The sequence below is a fragment of the Desulfoluna spongiiphila genome (assembly GCF_900101345.1).
In the GTDB taxonomy this organism is placed as follows: domain Bacteria; phylum Desulfobacterota; class Desulfobacteria; order Desulfobacterales; family Desulfolunaceae; genus Desulfoluna; species Desulfoluna spongiiphila.
Genome location: NZ_FMUX01000019.1, coordinates 81,990 through 99,913, shown reverse-complemented (window position 1 = coordinate 99,913; position 17,924 = coordinate 81,990). Strand labels below are relative to the sequence as shown.

Here is a 17,924-nt window from a genome sequence, read left to right as displayed (position 1 = left end):
TATCCGGCGGGTACCATGACATACGAAGACTCGAAAATCTGGCTCTTCTCCTTTGCCGACCTGGCGTTTCTGCTTTTGATCGCCTTTACCCAGGCCTCCACCATCGGGAAGAACCCCGTGCACATCGGAGAGATGACCATTCCCAAGGTGGTGGACGCTGAAAGTATCTCCAACCTGGATCAGCCCCGGGTGTCGTACCAGATCCGAGTCCTTAAACCCACCATCCCCGAGACCACACCGTTTCAACTGGTGACGGTGACGGACGGCACGCTCCACGCCGATGAACACACGTTGAACGCACAGGCCCTGAGGGACCGGCTCACACGGATGCACAGCGAAGGCAAAAACCGCCCCATGCTGGTTCCGGACCAGTTTTCACTGAGCAAGGACACCTTGATGGCCATGTCCCTCATCGAAAAAATCTACGACGACCATGGCAAGCGCGTCACCGTTCAGAAAATCTCCGGGGCGCTCTAACGCCTGAAACACCACATACCGGATACGGATAACCAAGGGGGGAGGCATCGAAACCGCATGACAAGGGGGGACGAAATTTTCATGCGCACCATTCCCATGCAATATTACGGATACGGCTCTGCCCGCATCACCATGCCGGGAACCGTCGCCCGTGGTGCCCGCCGTGAATGGCTCGTCAGCCCCTCGCTGCTGATCCTCCTTCTCTCCCTGACATGTTTTGCCGTGCATAAACTCATCTTCACCGAGCCCCTTTCCCTGACACGTCCCCGGACCATCATCCTGATTCCCCGCCCCGCCCCTTTGCCGGAGCCCACCGTCACGGAAAAGCTCAGCTTTTTAAAGGTGGTCAAAGACGCGGCAAAAAAACGGGCCGAGCCGAGAAAAAAAGAGCTGAAACGGATTCTGGAGAAGCCTACCCCCCTCCCGAAGAAAACGTCGCCCCCCGTGGAGATCAAACCCCAGCGGCAGGTGCTTCCCAAAAAAACACCCCTGATTCGCCCCCCGAAAGCCCTTGCGCACCGGGCCCTGACCGAACCGCTGCCCCCGGCCCGAACGAAACCGGCCCCACCCACGCCCGTGCCAACGCTTTCCAGGCACATCTCGCCGTCCGGGCCAACGCAGCAGGTCCCGGAAGCACCACGACACAAAGCCGCCCCTGCACTCCCCGCAGTGCAGCCGCAGCCTTTGGCCGTCATCCCGCAACCGACGCATCATACGCCCCGGAGGCTCCCGGAAACCGATTTGCGGAAACCGTTCACCCCCCTGGCCCTCTCAAGTGCGCCAGCCCCTGTAACCCGAAGCCAGCCGAAGGCCTATTCCCCCTCCCCGGCCCTGGTTGCCACGCCGAAACGCTCCGGGCCGCCCCCCACCCTCACACAGCTCGCTGCTCCTGCGGCCCTGGCCGCAGGCCCCTCCCATACGGAGGGGAAAAACACGCCACGGCAAGGGGCAAGGCCCTCGGTGCCGCGCCCTGTGGTGCGACAGGGCCCCACGCCCTCGGTGCCGGTGGCTGCCGCCACAGGCGAGATCATACCCGGGCAAGGGAAAAAGCGCCCCCAACGCCCGTCCCTCAACGCGCTCCCGGGGGGCCTGCCCACGGCACCTGCCCGAAGCCCCTCAAAGGAAGTCGCCCCGGATATCCACGCCCTGGTCACCATCCGGGGCAGTACCCTTGTGCACTCGCTGCGCGTCACGAGCCTCAAAGAGGAGATCTACCGAAAAGCCCGACACATGAGTCCGGAGAAGAGCCCGTACACCTACCGCATCCGGGATTACACCTGCACGGTAATCATCCGGGGCGGCGCAACGCCCACGGCGCTTCTCAGCTTTCAACCCGACGACGCCACGTTTGAGGTGGTGTCCGCCCTTGAGCGATCACTGCCACGGAGGACGATGTAATCCATGATAACTGAACGCCACACCACGCCACCACTACGACATGCACGGGCTGTTGCCTGCCTGTTGACGCTTGTGGGTGCCCTGCTGATCTTTCCGTCCACTCTTCCCGCCATCTCCAGGCTGACGGAGAGCCAGATGGGCCTGGAAGAGGAAGAACCTGCGCCTCCGGGCCCCAAGGTTTCGGTCTCCAACGAAAACGGACAGATGCTCTGGATCTCAACGGTGGGCCACCTGTACATGAAAGACCGCATGAGCCCCAAGGAGCGGGCCTCCCTGTTTTCCATCCTGGACAGCCACCTGGGCATTGAAAAGGACGGCCGCCTGGACATCACCACGACACGCCAGGCCGGGGTCCAGCTGACCCGCTACAGCAGGCTGAAGGAAAAGCCTTTCTCCAACATCTATTTCGACGACAAAATCAACCTCACCGGGTACAACTTCCTCTACCTCGAAACCTGCGTGCTCAACCAGGCCGAGGAGGCCCCCCGCTTTATCCGGTACTTTGAAAACGGGTACTACCCGAACCGGTCCCTCTTCGTCAAAGAAGAGCTCTACTACAAATCCCTTTACTATTACCTCTACCTGAGCCAGGAGCAGCTCGTTCAGGCCATCAACGATACCGTTGCCCAGCTCGCCGCAGATCCCAATGGTGAGCCATCCTTTAAAAAGGAGCAGATCAAAGGGCTTGAAACCACGGTGAAGGTATGCACCGAGCTGGACAATTTAAAGCGCCGGGGCCTCTCCTCCAAAGAGTCTCCCTGGGAGCGGATCTTTACCCCGGACGAAAGCGCCTGGCTCGACGCCACCCTCGGCTACTTCACCAACATAGAGACCCACATCGCCCTCAACAGCTACGACTGGTTCAAGCGCACCCTGCCCCTGTCCATCAGCAGCCGCGTCATCGCCCACAGCCTTCGCCAGACCTGGACGGAGCAGGCGGTCTCCCACCGGACGGTCCTGCCCCTGATGCTCTTTATCAACCAGGGGACTAAGCAGTTCAGCGTGGACAAACTCTTCAACGAAACCCTGGCCATGTTGAAGGTGGACAACCGCGAGGTGGACCTGGTGGTTCTGTCGGCCATGAAGAGCTGGCTCCTCAAGCAGATCGAGCAGGGCATCAAGGTGGAGGACCGCACCACCTACAAAAAAATCCTCGACGAACTCAACGTCTGCCCCACCGGATGGATTTTCTACAACCTCTACGCCTGCCGGGAGCCCCTGGCCGCCATGAAGGCCTATACCGCTGACTGGGATACCTTGGACAGCGATAAGCGCCGCACCCTCTTCACCACACAGATCCAGCCCCTTTACTACGATGCAAAGGCAAAAATCGACATCGTGTTCAACGACCTGGTGAAAATATTCGGCGGGGAGGAGATCTACGGCGGGGAGTACAAGGCATCAAGCATCAACCACATCTTTCACAGGTACCGAGGCGAGATCGATTACACCTATGAGTATCTCCAGGCCGGGGTGTACGACAAGACCCTGTCCGAGGTAAGACTTCCGTTGGCCAACGCCTCCAGGAGCTGTCTCCACGACTTTACCGCCGCCTTTGTCAAGGCCCCCGAACTCCGGGTCAACCACGTAAACCTGTTAAACGCTTACACCCTCCTCTTTCGAGAGCTGGCGGCCCAGGGCAAGGTGAGCCTCATCACCCGCCATGAGCGGGAGATGGAGGAGCTGATCCGATCCGAGAGGTACAAGCTCGGGTCTGCCCTGGCCCACAGGGAAGACAACCGCTACGACATCTACCGCATCATCGCTGAAACCTATCTTGCCACCCCCAGGCTCCGCACCCAGGCCCTGAAGGTTGCGGCCCAGGGCTTTGACCTGGCCCGCACGTACTACATCGAGGCGGCACGGCGCGAAGGTTTCATCTCCGGGACCCTCCCCGGCGCCCTCTCCACAGACGCCACCGAGATGGATGATTACGAGCGGCAATACGAGTACTACCAGTCCATTGCAAAAAAACTCGGCAAAAAAATTCTGCTTCTCCTGCCCCCGGAGGATGTGGACCTTTACAACCGGATGCAGGATTCCAGGAATCCGGAAGGGTATCTGTTATGAAGACGATGGGACGATCATGGCTTGTGACGGCACTCCTGCTCCTGCTGTGGTGCTGCCCCGCAGGGGCAGATTTCATGGAGGAGTTCAAGACCCGGGGGCGCAGCATCTACCTGCTCCACGCCGTGCCCCGGTACCCCCTCCCGGCCGACACCGGCATCACGGCCCTGAGCCAAAAAGACATGGCCCAGGTCAACACCCTGGCCGCCACCCCGGAGGAGGGCCCCTTTCTCCCCGTGGACGACATTGAGACCATGGTCAAGCGCATCGACGGCCTCACCGAAGAGTTTGAAGCGTCCAAGGATGGGGAGCGCCTGCAGCGCCTGCGGTTCGACATCGCCTACGAGTATTTTCTCCTCTACCTCCACTACCAGAAGATCAAGTACGGCTTCAGCGAAGACAAAAGGCTCCCCGACGAAAACATCCCCGTCACCGATGCCGAGCTCAGGCAGTATCTCATGCTGAGCCGCCACTACCTTTCCCCCTTCCTGGAAAAAAAGGAGGCCGAAAGGAACAGGCCCCCTTCCCTGCGGATAATGGACGATGTCACCTTCAGGATCCGGGGAAATCCCGAGGCGTACCTGAACGTCCACTTTCTGGCCATGATGATTGAAGAGGAGCGGCAGGCCGGAGGATGGAACGATGCGGGCTCTCCGGACCCCATCAACCTCACCTGCGATGCCAAGACCTGGCACTGGTTGGAGACCCTCTGGAAAAGGTACCACCGAAAAAGCAGGGAGAGGGTCTATGTCCCTTCGGCGGGGCAACTCTTTTCCCTGTACGAACTCTACCTGAGGTACCATTTCCTGGGACGCAGCCTCCGGTATGAGGACACCATAGACCCCCTCACCCACACCCGAACCCGCACCCTGCTGAACCGCCTTTGCCAGTTGAGCAAAGCCGCCGGTATCCGCGGGGGTACCCCCTACGAGCGGTACGTGGAAGAGGCCAGCAAAGACTCTGGCGACACCCGTTTTCTGGTGAGCCTCTACCTCGCCCGGCGTGGGTTTGCCGTGCTGAGAAACGGCACCCTGCCTGCCTCAAAGGCCGAGCTCTTCACCCTCTACCAGCAGTACTACGACCGGGCAGCCCAGCAGGTCCGCTACAACATCCCCTTCCGGAAAAACATCTACAACGAGCTGATTCTCATGGGGGTTGAAACGGGCAATCTCCGGCTGATGGAGGACATCCTCTACCAATACGGCCTCATGGGCATGCGAATCCCCGGGCCCGATATCGGTGAACGGTTCATCGGAGACTCGTCCCGGTTCACCATGGCCTACCTCATGGCCAATATCCTGGAGAAAAAAAGGCTTTCCGGCCTCACGGACAACTCGGCCAGGTACGCCGAGATGGAGGGCAACCTCGTGGAATCCCTCACCTCGTCGGCAAACTCGTACTGGCGCTACGCATCGGTCTTCCACCGGTGCCTGGCGGAGTACTACGCCGGTGCCCACGATAACCGAAACGAAGCCAGGGCCATCTACCACTCCAGAAAAGCCTTTCTGACCCTGTGCAAGAAACTGTCCCTCAATGGGCAGGGGGGCGATTTCGATGCCTTTAAGGACATGCCGGAGTCCAGGAATTTCCTGGGGCTCTTTCTCTACTACCAGAAAAAATACCCCACGAGCCCCGATGCCTCGACCCCTCGGGAATATCGTGCCGACCGCATCATTGAGACGAAATTACAGCAGAACAGGAGTTGAGCATGACACGACGAACCGACGACCACCCCAAGACACCCTTCACGCCCCGTCAAAACCGGCCGACCCGGCGCCCGGTTGCACGACTCATGCGGGGCCTGTGCCTTGCATGCGCCCTTCTGACGGTCATTTGCCACACCTCAACCGCCGTTTCAGCAGAATCCACCACCATGGAGGAGCTCAAGGCCAACTACCTCACCAGCATCTATGAAGACTGCCGGATCTTCCTCGAAGGCATCGAGCTCTTCATCAACCGCGACTACCCCAGGTTCTGGTCGGACATCAGCGCGAAAAAACACGTGTCCGAATCCATGATACGGCGCTATATCCGGGAGCTTGAATATTTTGAAGGGCAACTCGATGCCCTGTACGAAGAGTTCATCAGCTACGCGGACACCACGGCCAACAAGTCAAATCACGGCCAGACCCGGGTCCGGGACCTGGAGGCCAAGATCTACCAGATCCTCGCCTACGCCTACATGCGCACCGGCGATTTTGCCATGAGCCACGCCCTGACCCAGAACGAGGCCATCGTCGCCAAGGAGTTCACCATTCCCCTCATGGACATCGAAGGGAAAAAGCAGCCCTTTGCCCTCACTCGGGAACTCACGCGGCTTCAACAGCTCATCAGCGCAAACCTGGAGGTGGTTGAGATCCGGATGAAATACTTTTTCCCATCGGACCGCGACAGCATCAACGCCTACCTCAAGGTGGATAACTACGATGGGGGCAACCCCTTCAACCTCACCTTCCTGAGCTATTACGACAAAGCCTTCCTCGAATTGGGGGACGGCCGCAGCGGGGTGATCCACTTCAGCGAGATCATCCGCTTTTTCAACCGGATCAAATACAACGACGCCTTCAGTCAAGGCATAAGCGATGCCACGGGCCTGGAGCACGTCTACCGGCTCCCCATCATCAAGGGCGAGTACGGCATGGAGCTAAAAGACGATGCCATCCTGGGCTCCGTCTCCTCGGACAACACCACCTTGAGCCTGGAACGCCTCTGCCGCTACAAAGGCTTTACCCGAACGGATTTCAGAACCCTCAAGCTTGAGGAGAAAAAGAACATCACGGACAACACCACCGAGGAAAAAGAGCTCTACCTGTCCCGTGTGGACAGCCCCTCGGTGATCAACGGCAAAAAAAACGACACCATGACCTATTACGGCAATGTCCCCGACAACGGCAGGCTGCACCCCGGAGACCCCATACGGTACGGCACCTACCGGCTCTTCGAGGGGGGGGAATACCTGGGCCTCATCGAACTGGTGCCCTGCTACAAGGGCCAGCACTGCGCCAAACAGAACCCGGACAAGGCCGTCACCGAGGTCAAGGTCTACAACCACGAACTCAGCTTTTACGAGGACACCCTCGACTACATCCGCATGAACACGCGCATGTACGGCACCCAGAGCGACATCACCCGCAGCGACTCATCTGAGATCCATATCGGCCGGGGGTGTGCTTCGGGCAAACGCTAACCCCCCAGCTTCGAGACTAGCCCTTTCCATCAAACACAAAACGGGCCCCAAGGCAGATTGCCCTGGGACCCGTTTTTTGTTTTCATGCTAAACCGTGGGGGTGCCGATACAGTACGGCCCCGGATTATGACGTGGTGCCTTTACCCGTTCCCCCCGTTGCCGTTTCCATTGGCCTTCTTCCGGTTCATCCAGGCCGGTTTTTTGCGCTCTTTCAGCTTGGGAGGCATGGCCACGGTACGGACCTTTTTCGCCCCCACCAGGGCCTTCAGGTCATCCAACAGCTGGGGAGAGACCGTGACCCCCGCATAATCGGGAAGCTCGATGGAGGTGACGGAGTGGCCCCGAAGCAGGAGATAGACGGTGACCGTGCTGGGACCGGGGTAGCGTTTGAGCACGGCGTCCACCCGGGGAATCAGCTCCATCTGGATCTCTCCGGCGTCGAGATGCAGGGCGATGCCTCCGGTCCAGAGGCCGGTCACCTGGTCCATGTGCACCAGCCGCTCCGCCGCAATGGTGACGTTGTTCTCCTTTACCTGGGCAACGCCCTCCACCATGACGATGGAGTCGGCATGCAGGATCTCTTTGGTGTCGGCAAAGGTGGAGGGGAAGACCACCACCTCGATGTCACTGTAGAGGTCCTCGATGGAGATAAAGGCCATCTGGTCCCCCTTTTTGGTACGGATCACCTTCACCATGGTGATCATGCCGCCGAACCGGACCGGGCTCCCCTCAATGGCGTTCTCCTTGTTCAGCCCGGTGAGGGTGGCATACCCTTTAAGGATATCTTCATACTGATTCAGGGGGTGGCCTGAGATATAAAAGCCCAGCACCTCCTTTTCAAGGGTAAGGCGATGGCGCTCGTCCCAGTCCGGCACATCGGCCAGGACCGGGACGTTGATCCGGGCTCCGCCGCCGGAGGCGTCGCCGAAGAGGCTGAGCTGGGGGTCGTTCTTCTCCTTCTGCACGCGGGATCCGTGCTCCAGGGACTCTTCCATGGCCACCATGAGCTGATTGCGGGAGGCCCCGGTAAAGTCAAAGGCCCCGCTTTTGATCAGCGCTTCAAGGACGCGCTTGTTCACCTTGCGCAGATCCACCCGCTCACAGAACTCGAAGATACTGACAAAATGCCCGTTGGCCTCCCGCTCGGAGAGGATCGCCTCAATGGGGCCCTCCCCCACGCCCTTGACGGCGGTGAGTCCGAAGCGGATCCGGCCGTCGTACACGGAAAAGACCCCCTCGCTCTCATTGACGTCCGGGGGCAGCACCTCGATGTGGTTGTTCTTGCACTCGGCAATGAACTTGACGATGCCGTCGGCGTTGCCGATTTCACTGGTAAGAAGGCCCGCCATGAACTCCACGGGAAAATGGGTCTTCAGCCAGGCGGTCTGGTAGCAGACCAGGGCGTAGGCGGCGCTGTGGGATTTGTTGAACCCGTACCCGCCGAACTTCTCCATGAGGTCGAACAGCTCACCGGCCGTCTCTTCCGGGTGACCGTTTTCAAGGGCCCCTTTCATAAACAGGGTGCGGTGCTCGGCCATGGCCGCGGCAATTTTCTTGCCCATGGCCTTACGCAGGCCGTCTGCATCGGCCATGGAGTAGTTGGCGATGACCCCGGCGATCTTCATCACCTGCTCCTGGTAGAGAATAACCCCGTAGGTCTCCTTCAGGATGCCGTCAAGGCCGGGGAGAAGGTACTCCACCGGTTCCCTGCCGTGCTTTCGGTTGACATAGGCGTCCACCATGCCGGAGTCAAGGGGCCCAGGGCGGTAAAGGGCCACCAGGGCGGTGATGTCGCTGAACTGCTCGGGCTTGAGCCGGACGAGGAGGTCCTTCATGCCTGAACTTTCGAGCTGGAACACGCCGGTGGTGTTGCCGCTTGAGAGCAGGTCAAAGGTCTCCTTGTCCGCAAAGTCGATATTGATCATGTCGGGCCGCTCGATGCCCTGTTTCTCGATCATGCCCAGGCAGTCGTCGATAACGGTTAAGTTTCGAAGTCCGAGGAAGTCGAACTTGACGAGGCCGATCTGCTCCACCCGCTTCATGTCAAGCTGGGTGATGGTTTCACCGTTTCTCCCCTTGAACAGCGGAAGGTACTCCACCAGGGGTTTGTCCGAGACCACAACCCCCGCCGCATGGGTGGAGGCGTGGCGGGTCAACCCCTCCAGGACCCGGCACACATTGATCAGCTCGGTGTAGTCGGCCCGTGAGTCCACCAGCTCCTTGAGCTCCGGCTCATCAATGAGGGCCTGGTCCAGTTTGATCCCGAGGGTGTCCGGAACCATTTTGGCGATGCGGTCCACCTCGGACAGGGGGATGTTCATGGCACGCCCCACATCCCGGATCACCATCTTGGTCTTCAGGGTCCCGAAGGTGATGATCTGGGCCACGTAGTCCCCGCCGCCGTAACGGCCCACCACATAGTTGAACACCTTCTCCCGGCCACGGATGCAAAAGTCCACGTCGATATCAGGCATGCTGATACGCGAGGGGTTGAGGAACCGCTCGAAGATGAGCCCGTGCTCGATGGGGTCAAGGTCGGTGATGTTCATGGCATAGGCCACGATACTGCCGGCGGCGGACCCCCTGCCGGGTCCCACGGGAATTCCGTTGTCCTTTCCGTACTGGATAAAGTCCGCCACAATAAGAAAGTAACCGGGAAACCCCATGGTGATGATGGTCTCCACCTCGTACTTGAGACGCTCCTCATACACCTGGACATCGGTATCCGGTTTCTTCTCCAGAATCGCCTTCATGCGGTTGTCAAAGCCGTCCCGGGCGATTTTTCTGAACAGGTCGTCGGTGGAGAGCTCGTTGGTGGCATCGAACTGGGGGAAATGGTAGGTGTTGAAATCAAAGTCCACATGGCAGCGGTTGGCGATCTCAACGGTATTGGCCAGCACCTCCGGGGTGCTTCCGAAGGCCCGCGCCATCTCTGCAGGGGATTTGAAGTGAAGCTGGTCGGTGCCGAACTTGAACCGCCTCGGGTCATCAACGGTGGTCCCGGTCTGAATGCAGAGAAGGATTTCGTGGGCCTTGTTGTCCTCGTAGTTCAGGTAGTGGCAGTCGTTGGTGGCCACCATGGGAATCCCCAGGCGGTTGCCCATGTCAAAGAGTACCTCGTTGACCTGGTACTGCTCGGCCAGGCCGTTCTCCTGCACCTCAAGGTAAAAATTGCGCTCCCCGAAAAGCTTCTGGTAGTGACGGGCCAGGTCGTCGGCCTCCTGGAGCTTCCCTTTCATGATCAGCTTGGGGATTTCCCCGGCCAGGCAGGCCGACAGGGCAATGACCCCTTCGCTGTGTTCGGCCAGCACCTCCCGGTCAATACGCGGCTTGTAGTAAAAACCCTGCAACTGGGCAATGGACGCCAGCTTGCAGAGGTTGGTGTACCCGGCGTTGTTCTCCGCCAGGAGCACAAGGTGAAAAAGGCCGGTGCCGTCCTCGGGGCCCTCCTTACGCTTCAACCCGCGCGGGGCCATGTACGCCTCGAACCCGATGATGGGATTCACTCCGGCCTTATGGGCTTTGTCGTAAAACTCCACAGCGGCAAACATGCTGCCGTGGTCGGTGACGGCAACGGAATTCATGCCGAACTCTTTGGTTCGGTCCAGCAGTGGATCCAGTCGAATGGCACCATCCAGAAGGCTGTACTGGGAGTGTACGTGCAGATGAACAAAATCCGGAATATCGGTTGATTGGGTCATGGTCTCGTATGTCGGGATGTATGGAGGTTGTTGGGGGTGCTTACATTTCGCCGGAAGCCTGCCCAGCCCTGCTGGGGAAGGCAACGGCAGAGTCAGGAATATCGCCAATGGGGCCCTGTTGCAACCCTTTTTATCCGCTGCTCCGGCCGGGAACAGAAAAGGCCCCCTCCCGCATGGGAGGGGGCCTTGAACTGACTTAAGGGGCCACTGGAAAAAGGGCACAAACAGCCCTTTTTCCTGAACCTTGGCAAGCCCTTACTCGAGGCGGTAGTTGGGCGCCTCTTCCGTGATGATCACGTCGTGGGCGTGGCTCTCTCTCAAGCCTGCGTTGGAGATGCGGACAAAACGTGCCATCTCGCGGAGTTCTTCGATGGTACGTGACCCCACGTAGCCCATACCGGCCTTGAGGCCACCGATGAGCTGGAAGATGTTCTCCACCAGGGAGCCTTTGTAGGGAACGCGTCCCACGATCCCTTCGGGGACCAGTTTTTCGTTCTCTTCGTCTTCGCCCAGGTAATACCGGTCCTTGCTGCCGGACTGCATGGCTTCAAGGGAGCCCATGCCGCGGTAAACCTTGTAGCTTCGGCCCTGGTAAATGATGGTGTCCCCGGGGCTCTCTTCGGTGCCGGCCAGGACCCCGCCGAGCATGACGCTGTGGGCGCCTGCGCCGATGGCCTTGGCAATGTCGCCTGAGAACTTGATCCCGCCGTCGGCGATGAGGGGCACACCGGTGCGGTCGGAAACGGCCTTGCAGTTGGAGATGGCGGTGAGCTGGGGAACCCCGCAGCCGGAGACGATGCGGGTGGTGCAGATGGAACCGGGACCGATCCCTACCTTGATGGCGTCAACCCCTGCGTCCACCAGGGCCTGGGCCCCTTTGGCGGTGGCCACGTTGCCTGCGATGATCTCCACGGAGTCAAAGGTGGCCTTCAGCGTGATGACGGCATCGATGACGTTTTTGGAGTGGCCATGGGAGGTGTCGATGCAGAGCACGTCGGCTCCGGCCTTGAGCAGGGCTTCGGCGCGCTCCATCATGTCCTCGCCCACACCGATGGCAGCCCCCACGCGCAGACGGCCGATGCTGTCCTTGCATGCGTTGGGGTATTTCTTGACCTTCTCGATGTCTTTGGTGGTGATGATGCCGGAGAGTTTGCCTTCGGGGTTTACAACGAGGAGCTTTTCGATGCGGTGCTTGTGCAGGAGGGCTTTGGATTCTTCAAGGGTGGTGCCTTCGGGGACGGTGACGAGGTTCTCTGCGGTCATGACCTCGGAGATCTTTCGCTCGAGGTTGGTCTCGAACCGAAGGTCGCGGTTGGTGACGATGCCCACCAGCTGCTCACCCACGGTGACGGGCACCCCTGAGATCCGGTAATGCCGCATGAGCTTGTTCACTTCGTAGATGGTGGCCTCGGGCCTGACGGTTACCGGGTCGATGATCATGCCGCTCTCGGACTTCTTGACGCGGTTGACTTCGATCACCTGCCGCTCAATGGGCATGTTGCGGTGAATGATGCCGATGCCGCCTGATCGTGCCATGCTGATGGCGGCACGGGATTCGGTGACGGTGTCCATGGCCGCGCTGAGCAAAGGAATGTTCAGTGTGATGTTGCGGGTCAGGCGCGTGGTTGTGTCCACCGTGTTGGGGAGCACATCGGAGTAGTTGGGAATCAGAAGGACATCATCAAAGGAAAAAGCTTGTTCCGGCGGAATGGTTTTCATGGAAGTTACCTCCAAAAAGCGGATGTGTAAAAAAAAGACCGAAGCCCACAGGGTAAAAACACGCACCTTCCTTAGGATACGGATGAGACGAACGAAACGACCCAGGCCCCGACGGCAACGTCTTTATCCCATTGGAATAAAATCAAATCACCATGCACAGCTCAACTCGTTGCGGCACCGAAAATCGGTTTCTCTCGCCTTCACCAGCTCCTGAATACACGACACCCTTTCGGTAACAACGTCCGAATACAAAAATGCCCAGTACCGCTGGGATCATTTCCGGGGTGTGGGGATGCAGAAGGCAGGTCGTGCGGGGCCGGGTTCCCCCCCGGTCCTTGAAGCCTTGTTCAGGTTGTGTCGGCATCCTCTGAAAATGGGGTCCTAAGCCCTTTCTCCGTCTCCGGGAAAAAACCGGCCCACATATCAGTGATGCATCTGGGGTACAAAAAAATCCGGAAGATCCGGATTGGGTTCGGGGCAATTATGACATGTACTCATGTTACCCCGCTTTTTTTGGGGCGAATAATACATGAGATGGCCCCCTCTGGCAAACTCTTTTTGAGGGTCTTTGAAAAAGTCTTCAAACGGCGGCGGCATACAAGATGTATCCACTCGCTTTCGTTGCACTACACGATGTTGTCGTGGCGCGTCTCTTCAATCCCGGGCCCTGAAAAAACGGGTCCCGGAGACCTGCCCCGGAACCCGCGGCACGGACCGTCCGACCTACTCGCGGACAATCCACTGCCTGGAAAACCAGTGATAGGCCCTGCGGTTTTTGGCAGGAACCGTCAGGTTGTACTTATGCCTTCCCACGGAAAAGGGCTCTTTGGCCCGGACCTTGAACTGCTTTCCCGGAACCACCCACTCGATGTCCACCCTGCCCTGGCCGGAGACGTAGCAGCTCAGCTCGTTCCAGAGGGCATCGCCGGGCCCGAGGAAAACCTCCAGTTCAGGTTGCCGGTCCGTGGTTTCTGGGTCCCAGGGTGTCATGGACACCACGGGAAGGGCAAGGGACCTTGATTTGGTCCGAAACGACCGAAGGGTCCCGTATGTCTCCGACATGGGAAACCTGGGGGCCGCCCTGAAGTCGGTGGTGGACCCCGCCGCCCCCGAGTGCTGGCCAAAGGCGATAAAGCCGAGTTCGGCAACCAGATCAGCCACCTTTGTGTTGTATTCCCCGTACGGGTATGCCAGCATCCGCGGACAGGTCCCCAGCTCTTCATCCAGCCGTTCCTGGGCTTTGAGCACGTCGACCTTGAGCCGTGAAAGCCACTGTTCCTCAGTCTCTTCAGGCGCCTTCTCGGTCATGTGCGGATGGGTGGCCGTATGGTTGGCAAACTGCACCCCGGCCTTTTTGAGTTCCCGCATCTGTCCCCAGGTCATGTAATCGTTGTAGCCTTTGTCCACGCCCTCCGTGCCCACAAACACGGTAAAGGGCCAGCCTTTCTCTTTCAAAAGGGGCCAGGCATGCTCATACACGCTGGCATAGGCATCGTCCATGGTCAGGGCAACGGTTTTTTCAGGGAGCTTGTCCCCGCTTTTGAGAGACGCCACCACCTCGTCAAGGGGGGCCACATGAAACCCGTTTTCCTCCAGATACGCCAGATGTTCCTTGAACTGATCCATCCGGATATTGGTGGATGGAAACCGCGCGTCCCCGAACCTGTGGTACATAAAAATAACGGCCGAGTCACCCCCGGCACACACCGTTGAAGCCCCCGCCCCGGTCAGCATGGCTACCAGCACCAGCCCCATCAACCCCTTCATCACACATCGCACACCAGCCAACACCATAAAACAAACAGCTCCATATCACCCAAGTGATTCTTTTCATCCCCGTCACAATCTCCTGATGCAGGGTAACCCACCGAAGATCAGTGACAACCGTGTCAAACGCCTGAGGTACGTATCACATTTTTCTTCAGGGAGCACCCGGAATTCCCCGGGTTCTTACACACGCCCTTTTTCATCCCACCTGGCGGTCAGGCCTCCGGTATCTTGATCGAAAAGCCGGGTTCCTTTTTGGCTTCATACATCTTCTTGTCCGCAGCCTTCACAAGGGAGTTTACATCCGTACTCTCCTCGGGGGTCGAGGCGGCCACCCCCATGCTGCAGGTCACCCCGGTCCCCTTTGTTTTTTGTTCGATCGATTCGCACAAGCGCCGGCAGACGCCCTCGGTGTTCTCCAGAGTGATATCCGACAAAACGATGCAGAACTCATCGCCGCCGTACCGTGCCATCACTTCGGTTTCCCGGAGGGTCTCCCGCATGGCATCGCCCACGGCAACAAGGACCTCATCCCCGCGGGTATGGCCCTGTTCGTCGTTTAAGGCCTTGAACCCGTCCAGGTCAAAATAGACAAGAACAACGGCGTGGTTCCGCCTCTGGCCCCGTAACAGCTCTTTTTTCAACTCGGAATAAAAGGCGCGCTGATTCAACAACCCGGTAAGCCCGTCATTTCTGGCCTGCTCCACCAGCAGCCTGGTGCGCTCTGCGATCACCTCTTCAAGGGAATCGGTGTACGTCTCCAGCTCGTCGTTGCTTCGCTGCGCTTCGGTCATCAGGCTGAAAATGTAGGTATCAAAGGCAAGCAGCAGGTCAAACATAATCAACTTGTCGATGGCCGACTTGTTTTTTCTGCACACCTCACATTTTTCCTCGGAGATGTCATCCACAAGCTTGCACAACACGTCCTTTAAAACAAAAATGGCCGCCACGTAGTACTTCGGGTCCACACCGATGCGTTTGTGTACGACCCCGACGCGAAGCCGTGAGTGGACATAATCTTCACTGTACTCCCCGTCGAACATACTTAAAATATACTGCCGTTGATAGTTCCTGAGCCGGTGCAGGGTTTCCGCATCGCCAATGACACGGTCCATCTCGTCAAAGGACAGAATCCGGTCATAAAAACGCTCCACAATGTTGTCAATATTGGCCCTGACAACACCCCTCATTGAGACGAGCGCCTCTCTGCTGGGCTCATCGATATCCAGGTACTCCTTGCGACGCTCGATTTCATGGGGCGAAAACTTCAGTTGTTTAAGCAGGGTCAGGTTTGTGGTCTTCATAAAGAACCCCCTTGAGGTTGGAATTGTTCTCCAAGGTGTCAACCGGCAAAAAAGACAAAGGAAGGATTTGATAAAGGAGGTGTATCAGGGACATGGAACATCTGGACCATGATCTCACAACCACGGCATGCCGTCCAGCCCGACAGCGAACAGCAAGGGAATCACGGCCACCGGAAGGTGGCGCAGGGAAAGGGCCCACACACACCCGTCATGGGCGTGGGGGGCATATGACAAAGGCGCGCCCGGCAAAGGCACCGGGCACGCCCTTATGACTGAAAAAACCGGGAGTGTTCAAAAGGGATAGGGATCAGGCAGCCCCTGCCATCATCAACCCGACACGCTCGCGCTTGTCGGTGTCCGAGACGTCGAAAACATCCACGATCTCCCCTTCAAACATCACGGCCACGCGGTCCGACAGGGAAAAGGCTTCGTTCAGGTCACCGGTGACCAGGAGAATACCGGCGCTTTCCCGCGCCGACACCAGGTGATCCCAGATGGCCTTGGCCGTGGCGATATCGAGGCCCTGGGTGGGCTGCTCGGCCACGATGAGCCCCGGGTCCCGGAAAAACTCCCGGCCCAGAACCAGCTTCTGAAGGTTGCCACCGGAGAGGTGACGGGCCTGGGACGAGAGGAGCCCGGGCAGGACACTGAACCGGTCCACCACATTTTTGGATTCGCTCTCCACCCGTTTGCGCCTCAGCCAGGGCCCCCGCCGAAAGCCCTTGCGGGTGGTCAGCAGGAAGTTGTCCGCAAGGTTCATGGACGGACAGGTGGCAAGGCCGATGCGATCCTCGGGGATATAGCTCAAGGTCTCCCGGTGTTTCCTCCGGGAAAAAAACGATTTCCAGCTTTTGCCCAGGATGGTGATGGCACCCCGCTCCGGTACCTGAAGGCCGCAGATGGTCTCCACAAGGGGTTTCTGACCGTTTCCGGCCACCCCCACGATGCCGAGGATCTCGCCGCGGCGCACGGTAAGGGAGACGCCGCCCAAGCCGTTTCCGGCCAGCTCCCTGACATCCAGGACCACGTCCCCTTCTGCCACCTCGTTTTTCACCACGGAAAGAAAGGTCTCTTTGCCCACCATCATGCAGGCCAGCTCATCCTGGGAGGTCACCTCTTCGATGCCCTTCTCCTCGATGACCTGCCCTTTCCTCAAGATAGCCACCTCATCGGCCACACGCATCACCTCCCCCAGTTTGTGGCTGATAAAGACAATGGACTTGCCCTGTTCGGCCATCAGGGCCAGGGCCTTGAAGAGCTGGTCCCCCTCCTGGGGGGTGAGCACGGCCGTGGGCTCATCAAAGATGAGGATCCGGCTCTTTCTCAAAAGCAGCTTCAAGATCTCTACCCGCTGCTTTTCGCCCATGGAGAGATCCGCCACCCTGGCGGCGGGGTCGATATCCAGGCTGTGGGACTGGGCCAGCTCATTCACCGTGGCCTCCATCTCCCGCGGCTTGAGAAGGCGTCCGCCCTCCTGGCCGAGGAAGACGTTTTCGGCAACGGTCATGGACTCCACCAGCTTGAAATGCTGATAGACCATGCCGATACCGGCATCGATGGCATCCTTGGCCGAAGCGAACCGGCGGGGCACGCCGTCCACGACAATGCGCCCGGCATCGGGTTGCAGACGCCCTGCCAGGATACTCATGAGCGTGCTCTTGCCCGCCCCGTTTTCCCCGAGGAGCGCCTTGACCGTGCCCTGACGGATGGACAGGCAGATATCCCGGTTGGCGTGAACGGCTCCAAAGGATTTGCTGATCCCCTCAAGGGCGATGACGGTATTGGCAGGCTGTGTCATTTTTTCTTATTCATCCCGACTAAAGGTTCCACAAAGCAGGACTCCGAGTCCCAGGGAAAGAGAATCCAGGTATCCTGGCCCACTTCGGTGATGAAGGTGTCCACATGGGGCTTGCCCTCGGGCTTGGCGTAGAGGGTTGCAAAATGGGCACCGGGAAGCATGTTCCTCACCACCTGGGCGGTCTTGCCGGTGTCCACGAGGTCATCGATAATGAGCCAGCCCTCCCCGCTGTCCCGCAGGGGCTTGATGATGGTGGCCTGGCCCTGCTCTTTCCAGGTGTAGCTGGAGATGCAGATGGTCTCCACGTAATGAATATCCAGCTCCCTGGCGATGACGGCCGCGGGCACAAGGCCCCCGCGGGTCACGGCGGCGATGCCTTTCCAGGTGATGTCCATGTCAAGGAGACGCCAGGCCAGGGCCTTGGCATCACGGTGCAGCTGCTCCCAGGAGATGGGGTAGCGTCTCTGGTATCGGGACGAATCGCTCATGCTTCACTCCACATTTAC

At 58.9% G+C, this 17,924-nt stretch carries 11 protein-coding genes; 5 read left to right on the top strand and 6 right to left on the bottom strand.

Annotation, left to right across the window (positions count from 1 at the left end; translation table 11 throughout):
* Positions 1 to 15 precede the first annotated feature (15 nt).
* The 5 genes from BLQ12_RS20875 to BLQ12_RS20855 all read left to right on the top strand — a co-directional run bounded on the left by BLQ12_RS20875 (position 16) and on the right by BLQ12_RS20855 (position 7,129).
* On the top strand, positions 16 to 477 hold the full coding sequence (locus tag BLQ12_RS20875) for a biopolymer transporter ExbD (protein ID WP_092213759.1): 462 nt from the start codon (positions 16 to 18) through the stop codon (positions 475 to 477).
* An 81-nt stretch (positions 478 to 558) separates the two neighbouring features.
* Positions 559 to 1,875, top strand: a complete 1,317-nt coding sequence (locus BLQ12_RS20870; protein ID WP_139164060.1) for a hypothetical protein — start codon at positions 559 to 561, stop codon at positions 1,873 to 1,875.
* A gap of 3 nt (positions 1,876 to 1,878) precedes the next feature.
* Entirely contained in the window at positions 1,879 to 3,945 is a 2,067-nt protein-coding gene (locus BLQ12_RS20865) for a hypothetical protein (protein WP_139164059.1), read from the top strand.
* Complete coding sequence (locus BLQ12_RS20860; protein WP_092213753.1) at positions 3,942 to 5,648, top strand: hypothetical protein; 1,707 nt, start codon at positions 3,942 to 3,944, stop codon at positions 5,646 to 5,648. The genes BLQ12_RS20865 and BLQ12_RS20860 overlap by 4 nt, the downstream gene beginning before the upstream one ends.
* A 2-nt stretch (positions 5,649 to 5,650) precedes the next feature.
* A complete protein-coding gene (locus BLQ12_RS20855) occupies positions 5,651 to 7,129 on the top strand; it encodes a hypothetical protein (RefSeq protein WP_092213751.1) in 1,479 nt (492 codons plus the stop codon).
* Positions 7,130 to 7,269: 140 nt separating this feature from the next.
* On the opposite strand, the gene dnaE is transcribed toward BLQ12_RS20855, so the two are convergent.
* The 6 genes from dnaE to gpt form a co-directional block, all read right to left on the bottom strand.
* Positions 7,270 to 10,830, bottom strand: coding sequence for a DNA polymerase III subunit alpha (gene dnaE / locus BLQ12_RS20850; protein ID WP_092213749.1), 3,561 nt, complete (start codon positions 10,828 to 10,830; stop codon positions 7,270 to 7,272).
* Between the two features lie 255 nt (positions 10,831 to 11,085).
* On the bottom strand, positions 11,086 to 12,549 hold the full coding sequence (gene guaB / locus BLQ12_RS20845) for an IMP dehydrogenase (protein WP_092213820.1): 1,464 nt from the start codon (positions 12,547 to 12,549) through the stop codon (positions 11,086 to 11,088).
* Between the two features lie 723 nt (positions 12,550 to 13,272).
* The gene (locus BLQ12_RS20840) at positions 13,273 to 14,343 is read right to left on the bottom strand and encodes a polysaccharide deacetylase family protein (protein ID WP_092213747.1); all 1,071 of its coding nucleotides are present in this window, start codon (positions 14,341 to 14,343) and stop codon (positions 13,273 to 13,275) included.
* A 188-nt stretch (positions 14,344 to 14,531) separates the two neighbouring features.
* The gene (locus BLQ12_RS20835) at positions 14,532 to 15,620 is read right to left on the bottom strand and encodes a GGDEF domain-containing protein (RefSeq protein ID WP_092213745.1); all 1,089 of its coding nucleotides are present in this window, start codon (positions 15,618 to 15,620) and stop codon (positions 14,532 to 14,534) included.
* A 307-nt stretch (positions 15,621 to 15,927) separates the two neighbouring features.
* The gene (locus tag BLQ12_RS20830; protein WP_092213743.1) at positions 15,928 to 17,418 is read right to left on the bottom strand and encodes an ABC transporter ATP-binding protein; all 1,491 of its coding nucleotides are present in this window, start codon (positions 17,416 to 17,418) and stop codon (positions 15,928 to 15,930) included.
* Positions 17,415 to 17,906 (bottom strand): xanthine phosphoribosyltransferase, encoded by a 492-nt coding sequence (gene gpt, locus BLQ12_RS20825; RefSeq protein WP_092213741.1) that lies wholly within the window; start codon positions 17,904 to 17,906, stop codon positions 17,415 to 17,417. The genes BLQ12_RS20830 and gpt overlap by 4 nt, the downstream gene beginning before the upstream one ends.
* Positions 17,907 to 17,924 lie beyond the last annotated feature (18 nt).